This is a genomic window from Streptomyces phytophilus, assembly GCF_013870535.1.
Lineage (GTDB): Bacteria > Actinomycetota > Actinomycetes > Streptomycetales > Streptomycetaceae > Streptomyces > Streptomyces phytophilus.
On sequence record NZ_JACBXC010000113.1, the window covers coordinates 1 to 9342 of the forward strand.

7 protein-coding genes, 1 other RNA gene and 1 pseudogene are annotated in these 9342 nt (G+C 71.0%); 3 read left to right on the forward strand and 6 right to left on the reverse strand.

The features are described from left to right. Window positions 1–157 precede the first annotated feature (157 nt). From H5J30_RS09030 to H5J30_RS09040, 3 genes are read right to left on the reverse strand one after another with little or no spacing between them, the layout of a single operon-like run. A complete protein-coding gene (locus H5J30_RS09030; RefSeq protein ID WP_181786767.1) occupies window positions 158–1792 on the reverse strand; it encodes a glycoside hydrolase family 43 protein in 1635 nt (544 codons plus the stop codon). A 28-nt stretch (window positions 1793–1820) separates the two neighbouring features. Continuing rightward, window positions 1821–3467: a glycoside hydrolase family 27 protein gene (locus tag H5J30_RS09035; RefSeq protein ID WP_181786768.1), complete on the reverse strand. Its 1647-nt coding sequence runs from the start codon at window positions 3465–3467 to the stop codon at window positions 1821–1823. Between the two features lie 35 nt (window positions 3468–3502). Continuing rightward, a complete protein-coding gene (locus H5J30_RS09040; protein WP_181786769.1) occupies window positions 3503–4471 on the reverse strand; it encodes a glycoside hydrolase family 6 protein in 969 nt (322 codons plus the stop codon). A 319-nt stretch (window positions 4472–4790) separates the two neighbouring features. Here H5J30_RS09040 and H5J30_RS09045 point away from each other — a divergent pair, with 319 nt between their 5' ends. From H5J30_RS09045 to H5J30_RS09055, 3 genes are all read left to right on the forward strand, one after another. After that, window positions 4791–5801: a LacI family DNA-binding transcriptional regulator gene (locus H5J30_RS09045; protein WP_181786770.1), complete on the forward strand. Its 1011-nt coding sequence runs from the start codon at window positions 4791–4793 to the stop codon at window positions 5799–5801. A gap of 186 nt (window positions 5802–5987) precedes the next feature. After that, the gene (locus H5J30_RS09050) at window positions 5988–6551 is read left to right on the forward strand and encodes a DJ-1/PfpI family protein (RefSeq protein WP_181786771.1); all 564 of its coding nucleotides are present in this window, start codon (window positions 5988–5990) and stop codon (window positions 6549–6551) included. A gap of 109 nt (window positions 6552–6660) precedes the next feature. Next, window positions 6661–7446, forward strand: coding sequence for an alpha/beta fold hydrolase (locus H5J30_RS09055; protein ID WP_181786773.1), 786 nt, complete (start codon window positions 6661–6663; stop codon window positions 7444–7446). Between the two features lie 270 nt (window positions 7447–7716). Here the strand turns inward: H5J30_RS09055 and rnpB are convergent. The 3 genes and pseudogenes from rnpB to H5J30_RS09070 all read right to left on the reverse strand — a co-directional run. After that, window positions 7717–8117, reverse strand: an RNA gene (gene rnpB / locus H5J30_RS09060) — RNase P RNA component class A. A 131-nt stretch (window positions 8118–8248) separates the two neighbouring features. Then, a pseudogene (locus H5J30_RS09065) lies at window positions 8249–9028 on the reverse strand (DMT family transporter); the annotation flags it as partial. Window positions 9029–9083: 55 nt separating this feature from the next. Next, the coding region (locus H5J30_RS09070; RefSeq protein ID WP_181786775.1) for a helix-turn-helix domain-containing protein at window positions 9084–9342 on the reverse strand (259 nt) is incomplete at its 5' end.

Below are 9342 nucleotides of genomic sequence, written 5' to 3' on the forward strand. Positions count from 1 at the left end.
CGGGCGAGGATCTCGGCTGGAACCGCCAGAACTTCGCCGCGCCGGACGGCACCGTACCGGTGGAGTCCACCACGGTCCAAGGAGCCGGCCACAACCTGCCGATGAGCGGCATGGTCGCTGAGGCCATAGCGTTCTCCGGCCTCACCGGGCGGTACAGCTAGGGAGCCGTCAGTTCGAACCGTGCCACCCGGACGCTGCCGCCGAGCGCCCGGGTGGCGTGGTTGAAGATTGCGTAGCGGTAGCCCATGAAGAACTGCCAGGCGTTGTTGAGCGTGAAGGAGGGACCGAGCGGGCTGAAGCCGCTGCCGTCCGTGCTGTACGAGAACTGGGCCTGCCGGCCGCTCCCGGGCCTGATGTCGGCCTGGGAGCGCAGCCAGATCCGGCTGCCCGCGAAGCTCGCGCTCGCGCGTTCGGTGCCGGTGCCGGTGGTGTTCCAGTTGCCGTCCATGGTGAGGCCGTCGACCATCACCACGCGCGTGGTGCCGCCGTCGCGCTTGAGGCCGATCCAGGCGGAGGCGTCGCGCAGCACGGCGAGACCCGCGCGGTCGCCGTCGGCCATCGCGGAGCAGTCGAGTTCGATGGTGGCGGTGGAGGTGGGTCCCTGGATGCGATGGGTCAGCGTGTTGCGGGCGCTGTACAGGTCGCCGGTCACCGTCGCGCTGTGCAGGGTCAGCCCGTCGCCGACCGAGAATCTGCCGGTGTCGGGGTTGTGGTTCCACTCCCACTGCGGGCCGAGCGTGCTGCCCCGGAAGGTGTCGACGCCGGTCATGGGTGCGACCGGGCGCAGCGGCAGCGGCGCGGTGTACGACTGCCCCCACGCGCCGTTGACGAGTTGGAGGGTGGGCCAGCCGTCCGCGGACCAGGAGACGGGGGCGAGCGCGGGGACGCGACCGCCGGGGTAGGCGTCGATGAAGGCCATGTAGTGCCACCGGCCGTCCGGGGTGCTCACCAGGCCGCCCTGGTGCGGCACTCCGCCGCCGGCGATCGGTCCGGGCAGGTTGAGCAGCAGCTGCCGCATCTCGTACGGGCCGAAGGGGCCGGAGGTGGACTTCAGGATGTACTGGCCGTTGGCCGGGCGGGTCAGGAAGATGTAGTGGTTCCCGTTGATCTTGTAGAAGCGGGCTCCTTCCAGCGTGCCGACGCTCTGCGGGGTGCTGAACACCTGCTGCGAGCGGACCTGGCTGCGCGCGTCCGGGGAGAGCTGGGCGACGTGGATGGCGGTGTTGCCGTAGGCCACGTACGGGGTGTCGTCATCGTCGAACAGCAGTCCCGCGTCGTAGTAGACGTTGTCGAGCGAGGCGTGTCTGGTCCAGGGCCCCTCCACGGACGCGGCGGTGTAGAGGTAGGTGCGGGCGAAGTCGATCTGCCCGATCCAGTAGAAGGTGCGGTTGCTGTTCCGGTAGCCGAGGGAGGAAGCCCAGATGCCGCGGACGTAGCCGCGGCCGCCGCTCAGGTCGTACTTGCTTCCGAAGTCCAGCACGGGCACCGAGTGGCCGGCGAACTCCCAGTTGACGAGGTCGTAGGAGCGCAGGATGGGCGCGCCCGGCGAGTAGTGCATGGTGGAGGCGGAGTAGTAGTAGGTGTCGCCGACGCGGATGATGTCGATGTCCGCGAAGTCCTGCCACAGGACGGGGTTGGTGTACGTCGCCTGCGGGGCGTCCGCCGCGGCGGGGGATGCTCCGGCCGTCCGGGCATGTGCGGGGTGCGTGAGGGGCAGCGCGGTCGCGGCGGCCAGCCCGGTGGCGGCCGTGAGCATCTTCCGGCGGCTCCAGGGGCGCAGTGGGTCGGACATGGGGGGTCGGTCTCCTCGGTCGTAGGGGTCAGGTGCGGGTCCACCGCTGGTCTGCCTGGCCGTTGCAGACGCCCAGGACCAGCCGCGCGCCGTTCGCGGTGGCCCCGCCGTCCGGCTCCAGGCACAGTCCGGCGTGCACGTTGCGGACCGAACCGTCGGTGGCGAGGGTCCACTTCTGGTTGTCCTGGCCGTTGCAGGACCAGGTGATCACCCGGGTGCCGTCGGCGGTTCCCTGGTTCTCGGCGTCCAGGCACTTGTCCCCGTAGACGCGGATCTCTCCACCCGCCCATGTCGTCCAGAGCTGGTTGGCTGCGGTGTGGCAGTCCCAGATCACGACGCCGGCGCCAGGAGCGGTGGAGGAGTTCTCCACGTCCAGGCAGCGGCCGGAGCCGGTGCCGCGGATCCGGGAGGTTTCGGCGGCGAGCGGCGTGCCGCCGGTCACCCGGAACGCCGTCACGCCGTGCGCCGGTACGCTCGCGGTGATCTGGCCGCTCGTGCTCGATGTGGCGCCGGTCCAGAGGTCGGTGAGGGCGAAAGACCCGCCGGTCAGGCCGATCTGGGTGGCCGAGGCGCTAACGGTGGCCGTGCCGTCGCCGCGGTTGAACAGTCCGACGGCGACCGAGCCGTCGGCCAGCGGCTTGGCGAACACCTCGGTGGCGCCGTCGTCGCGTACCCGCCGTCCGCCGGCGCCCAGCGTGTCCTGGTTCACCGCCAGCAGCCTTTGGTTGCGTAACACCGCGCTGACGTCGGCGGACATGGTGCGGATGTCGTTGCCCGCCATCAGCGGTGCGGCCATCAGCGCCCAGAGGGTGAAATGTGACCGCGATTCGGTCAGCGACAGCCCCGGTCGTCCCACGACCAGCATGTCCGGGTCGTTCCAGTGGCCGGGGCCGGCCTGGGCCGCGAGCGGGGCGTTGACGTCGACGACGTTGCCGACGCCCATCGGGTAGCTGTTGACGTTGCCGTTCTGCCAGATGTCGAGCAGGTCCTCGGTGGTGCGCCACAGGTCGGCGACCTGGCCCCAGTCGTACGTGGAGCCGGTGATCGCGTGGAAACTGTTGGGGTTGATGCTGTAGACGATGGGCCTGCCCGTGTCCCGCAGGGCGTCGCGCATCAGAGAGAACCGGGCCACCTGCTCGTCGCGCGTGCCCTCGGGCGAGCACCAGTCGTACTTGAGGTAGTCCACGCCCCAGGAGGCGAAGGTGCGGGCGTCCTGGACCTCGTGGCCCATGCTGCCCGTCGAGCCGGGGAACGTGCCGACGCGCTGCGCGCAGGTGCGTTCGGTGGGTACCTGGTACAGGCCGAACTTCAGGCCGCGGCTGTGGATGTAGTCGCCCAGCGCCTTCATCCCGCCGGGAAACTTCGTAGGGTGTGCGCGCAGGTTGCCCTGGTCATCACGCTGCGGGTCGAACCAGCAGTCGTCGACGACCACGTACTCGTAGCCCGCGTCCCGCATGCCCGAGCTGACCATGGCGTCCGCCGCCTGGCGGACCATGTCCTCGGTGACGCCGCAGCCGAAGCTGTTCCAGCTGTTCCAGCCCAGCGGTGGGGTGACGGCCGGGCTTCCTGGCGCGGCCAGGGCCACCGGCTGGTGGGGCGCCGTGGCCGACAGCGCCAGCGCCGCGGCCGTCGCCGCGAGCAGGCGGGCCAGTCGCCTTCGTGATCGGGTGAGCATGGTGCCTCTCCTTTCGCCGCGCCCGGTGCCGGATGTCAGTAGCCGTAGATCATCTTGTAGGCGACCTCCGGCAGGAACTGCCCGGCGGTGGAGCCCGATCCGACACCGCAGTCGCCGTCGGACTCTCCGGGGGTCTTGAGCCAGAGGAGCATCTCGGCGCCGCCGCCCTGCTGGGTGGGCGTGCCGATCTTGCGCCCGCCGGGGTTGCACCACTCGCCGTTCGAGCCGTTGCCGTTGCGGCTGGTGTCCACGACGAACGGCCTGCTGTAGCCGTAACGCTGGCCCAGCGCCTGGTTGACGCCGCCGGCGTAGGACAGGTTCTCCGAGGTGGGGAAGTAGTTCGAGACGTTGAGGGAGAAGCCTCTGGCCAGGCTGAGGCCCGAGGCGTGCAGACGCTCGGCCATGGTCGAGGCGTCGACCCAGCCGGGGTTGCCCGCGTCGAGGTAGACCCAGGCGTTCGGTGCGGCGGACCGGAACTGCGAGAGGGCGTTGGTGAGCATGGTCTGGCGCTCGTTGATCTTTTGCTGGTCCATGCAGCTGTAGTCGCCGAGGGCGTCGGGCTCCAGTACGACGACGGCCGGACGGCTGCCGATCGCGCGGGCGAAGGCGTCGATCCACGTGGCGTACTCGGACGGGGACGCGGCTCCGCCTCCCGAGTGCCCACCGCAGGCGTCACGGCCGTACATGTGGTATGCGACGAGGAGTGGCAGCTTGTCGGCGGCCTGGGCCGCACCCGTGTAGGAGCTGACTGCGGACCCGATGTCACCGCTCCAGGAACCGAACCAACGGGCCATGGGGACACCGGCGATGGAGCTGCGGATCGCTGCGGCCCGGCCGTCTCCGGGGTTGGCGGCCGACCAGAGGGCCGGGCTGGAGTTCGGATCGACGTAGAAGCCGCTGGTCATGGCGAGCGGGGTGGGCGCCGCCTGCGCGGAGGGTGACGAGGCCAGGAACAGCGGCAGAGCGAGGAGTGCTGCCACCGCCCCGCGTATGAGTTTGCGCATCGGTGAACCTCATTCATGAAGGGGAACGCCGCGCGGCTTTCGTCCTGAGCCCGCGGCATAGCGGTGCGACGACGTCGAGCTGCGGCATCCGGAGCACGAGTGGCGCGCGGGAGCAGTGAATCTTGGGAGCGCTCCCATTTTGCGGCGGAGATTCGTGCGTGCTTGCGGTCATCGTGTCCGCGCTGATGGGGACCTGTCAAGAGTTGACGCGTGCCCACCCTTCACCGGACGGCGAGGAGTCGTTAAGGTCCCAGGACTGGAAGCGCTCCCGGCGTTGGGGGGCAACGTGACAGCCACGGCTCGGAGAGGTCCGCGGTCCATGACAGACGTGCCGCGTCGGCAGCCCACGCTGGACGAGGTGGCCGAGCGTGCCGGCGTCTCGCGCTCGGCGGCCTCCCGGGCGCTCAACAACGCGCCCCATGTCAGCGCCGAGAAACGGGCGGCGGTCCAACGGGCCATCAGGGAACTCGACTACGTGCCGAACACGACGGCGCGGTCGCTGGCCACCCGCCAGCGAGGCGCGGTCGCCCTCGTCATCTCGGGCGAGGCCCCGTCGATCTTCGCGGACCCGTTCTTCGCCAAGGTGATCGTCGGCGCCTCCGCCGCTCTGGAGGAGGCCGACCTGCACCTGATGCTGTGCCTCGCGGCGAGCGATCGCAGCCGAAGGCGTCTGGCGGAACTCCTGCGCGCCCGGGGCGTCGACGGCGCCATGCTCATGGCCGTCCGGGAGAACGACCCCGTGCTCCAGATCGCCCGGGAAAGCGAGGTACCGGTGGTCTTCGGCGGGCGCCCGCCGGGATTCGAAGCGCCGTGGTACGTGGACGTCGACAACGCCGGTGGCGCCCGCCAGGCCGTAGAACACCTGCTCGCCCGCGGACGGAGACGGGTGGGCATGATCTGCGGGCTGCCGGACACCGAGGCGAGCCGCGCGCGTCACCGCGGCTACCGGGAGGCTGTCATCCTCGCCGGACTGCAACCCTTGCCCCCTGAATACGGAGACTTCACCGAACCCAGCGGCACCGCCGCCCTGGCAGCGCTGCTGACGCGGCATCCGGACATGGACGGGGTGTTCGCCGCCAACGACAACATGGCGGCCGGCGCCCTGCGCGCGCTGCGCGGCGCCGGCCGCACGGTGCCCGGTGACGTCGCGGTCGTGGGCTTCGACGACCTCGACATCGCACAGATCGCCGAGCCGCCGCTGACCACGGTCCACCAGCCCATCCACGCCCTGGGCAACGAGATGGCACGCATGCTCGTCGGGCTCGTCGCCGGCGCGGAGCCCAACTCCCTGATCCTCCCCACCCACCTCGTCACACGCTCCAGCACCTGAACGGCAGCCGCTCGGACACGGCCGTTCCGGACTGCCGGGGTGAAGAGAAGTCCGTCATGACGGCTCCTGTCTGGATTCGTCGCGCAATCTTGCAGTGGCCTGGGGCGTGTCGTACCTTCCGTCCGGAAGAACACCCGAGGCGATGGGACGTACGCGCGATCAGGACTGCCGGGAATCGGAGGAACAATGCAGAAGGTGCTTGTGCTCGTCGGTGACGCGACCGAGGAACTGGACGCGATGTACCCGATCTTCCGCATGCGCGAGGCCGGCTATCAGGCGGACGTCGCGGCGTTGACGCGTCGGGACGTGCAACTGGTGATCCACGACTTCGAGCCGGAGTCCGACGCCTACACGGAGAAGAACGGGCGCAGGCTGCCCGTCGACCTGGCCTTCTCGGAGGTCGATCCGGCGGAGTACACGGGCTTGATCATCCCCGGTGGCCGCGCTCCTGAGTACATCCGCCTCGACGCCGACGTCCGTCGCATCACCGAGTACTTCTTCGCCCGGGACCTGCCGGTGGGCACGGTGTGCCACGGGCCGCAGGTGCCGGCGGTCTACGGCCTCCTGAAGGGTCGCAGGACGGCTGCGTTCGGGCCGTTGGCCGGTGACATGGAGAACGCCGGCGCCACGGTCGTCGACGGGCCCGACGTCGTCGACGGGAACATGGTCTCCTGCCGGGGCTGGCCGGATCTGCCTGAGTGGTCGCGGGCGTTCGTGTCGGTCCTGGAGCGCTCCAGCGCCCCTGCCTGATCGCCGTCGCATGAGCATCCCCCTAGGCGGCGCGCGCCGGGACGTCGCGAGGACGGCGCGCTCGGGCATCGAGGGACGGACGGTTCGGGTCGCCGGGCGGGAGACCTTTGTGCGTGAGGCGGGCTCCGGTTCGGCCGTCGTCCTGCTGCACGGCTCCGGCCCGGGCACCACGGGCGCAGCCTGGGAGCCTCTCATGGCGGCGATGGCGCCCGACTTCCGCGTCATCGCGCCCGACTTCGTCGGCTTCGGCCGGAGCAGGCTGCTCCCGGGTTCGGGATCCGACGAGGAACCCCCGTACGGCCGCCGCGTGTGGACGGCGCAGGTCCTGGAACTCCTGGACGAGCTGGCGCTGGACCGCTGCGCCGTCGTCGGCAACTCCATGGGCGGCGCCATCGCACTGTCGGTCGCCCATGCCCGGCCGACAACGGTCACCCGGCTGGTGGGGATCGGCACCCTCGGGCTCGCCATGCCGCTACCACCGGGTCTGGACCGGCTGTGGGCGTACCGGCCCGGGCGCGCAGCGGCCCGCGGGCTCCTTGAGCTGCTGCACGTCGACGAGGCGTTCCTCACCGACGAGGCCGTCGAGGCGCGGCTGGCCGCCACGCTTGAGCCGGGTCCGCGCGAGGCGTTCGCCGTCATGTTCCCGCCGCCGCGCGAGAGATGGGTTCGTGACCTCGCGCTGACCGCCGGCGAGCTGGCGCAGATCCGGGCGCCCGCGCTCCTGGTGCACGGCGCGGAGGACCGCGTCGTGCCGCCGGAGTCCAGCACGCTGCGACTGCTGCGCCTGCTGCCCGATGTGAGGGCGCATCTGTTCGGGGCGTGCGGGCACGCCTCACCGGCCGAACGACCGACGGAGCTGCACCGGCTCCTGACGACCTTCCTGAAGGAGCCATAGACGACTTCGCGATCCTGCGCACACCCGCCCAGGTCGTCTTCGGCACGGGAATGACGTCGGCGACAGGTCGGCTCGCCGCCGGGTACGGCGACCGGCCGCGGGGTCCGCGCACCTCGCTCGTTCGATCTCTGCACCGATACCAAGATCGCGTTACATATCCATTACACAAACGCGCGGGAACTCCCGGAAAACCGCGGGTGGAGACGTTACGCATCTTGGCGTGGAAAACGGCCCCGACCCGGGTAAACACCCGGGTCAGGGCCGTGATGGCGGACGAGTCGGCCTGTACGCCGGGTTCTGTCTCCCGTGGGCCTTGCGGTCCGCGGGGAGGCGGTCATCCATCTGGGACCGGTGTTGCCACCGGCCTCGTGCGGTCTACCCGCGGACTCGGGCGGGCCGCCCTCGGTCGTCCGCGCAGGGCCGCTTCCACGGCCCCTCTTGACCTTGCTCCGGGTGGGGTTTACCTAGCCGCCCGGGTCACCCCGGGCGCTGGTGGTCTCTTACACCGCCGTTTCACCCTTACCGGGGGCCGAAGCCCCCGGCGGTCTGTTTTCTGTGGCACTGTCCCGCGGGTCACCCCGGGTGGGCGTTACCCACCACCCTGCCCTGTGGAGCCCGGACGTTCCTCGGCGGTCCCTGGTGGGGACCGACGCGACCGCCCGGCCGGCTCGTCCGCCGTGGGGTCCATGTTAGTCGCAGCGACGGTCTCCTTGCCGCCGCCCCGGTCCGAGGTGGCCGCGGTGGCCAGGAAGGAGCCGGCCAGGATGAGGACGAAGGCGGCGGCGATCGGGCCCGTCAGGGGTTCGTCGAGGAAGGCGACGCCCGCGGCGACCGCGACTGCCGGGTTGATGTAGGTGAAGACCACCGCGCGCGTCGGGCCCACCTCGCGGATCAGCTCCAGGAAGACGACGAACGCCAGCGCCGTGCACAGCACGCCCAGGCCGACGAGGGACGCGAGCACCTTCCCCGACGGTGTCGTGTCCGGCCAGGAGGCGATGCCGGCGGGGGCGTAGACGATCGCGGCCAGGAGCAGGCAGGGGGCGATGAGCTGCAGGGTCGGTACGTCCTTGAGGCGGCGGGCGATGATCAGCGGGGCGGTGGCGTAGCCGAGGGCGGTGAGCATGACCTCCGTGATCGCCCACGCCGAGCCGCCGCTCAGCTCCGGTGCCGCCAGCACCGCGACGCCCGCGAGCCCCAGTCCCAGGCCCAGTCGGCGGCGGCGGCCCAGGCGCTCCTCGTCGCCGAGGAGCCGGGCGAGGATGACGCCGATCGTCGGCACCGCGGCGATCAGCAGGCCCGCCATGGCGCTGGACAGCTGGCGTTCGGCGTCGGTGAGGGTCCACCACGGGCCGATGATCTCGATGCAGGCGAACGCCAGCATCGGCGCCCAGTGCGTCCGTACGGTACGGACCAGCCCCCCGCCGCGCAGCGCGAGCGGGAACAGGACGAGCGCGCCCAGCGCGCACCGTACGAAGACGACCCCCGACGGCGACACCGCGTCCACCGCCACCTTGATCATCAGATACGGGACTCCCCAGATGACGCCCATGAGGAGGAACAGGGCCCAGCCGCGTGCACTCATGCCCGCAAGCGTCCGCGCCCCGGCGGCCCGTTGTCTTGAATGCCGTTGCGCGCCCTCAGGGGCGTACGCTCCGGCGGTACGCCGCCGGCGTCGCCCCCAGCACCCGCCGGAACCACCGCGTCAGATGCGCCTGGTCCGCGAACCCCACGAGCCCCGCCACCTCCGCCGGCCGGTGCCCCGCCTCCAGCAGCCCCCGCGCCAGCTCCACCCGGTGCTGCGCCAGCCAGGCGTACGGGGGCATGCCCATGGTGTCCCGGAACGCGCGCAGCACCTGGTACCGCGAAAGGCCCAGGTCGCAGCCGATCGCCGCCAGC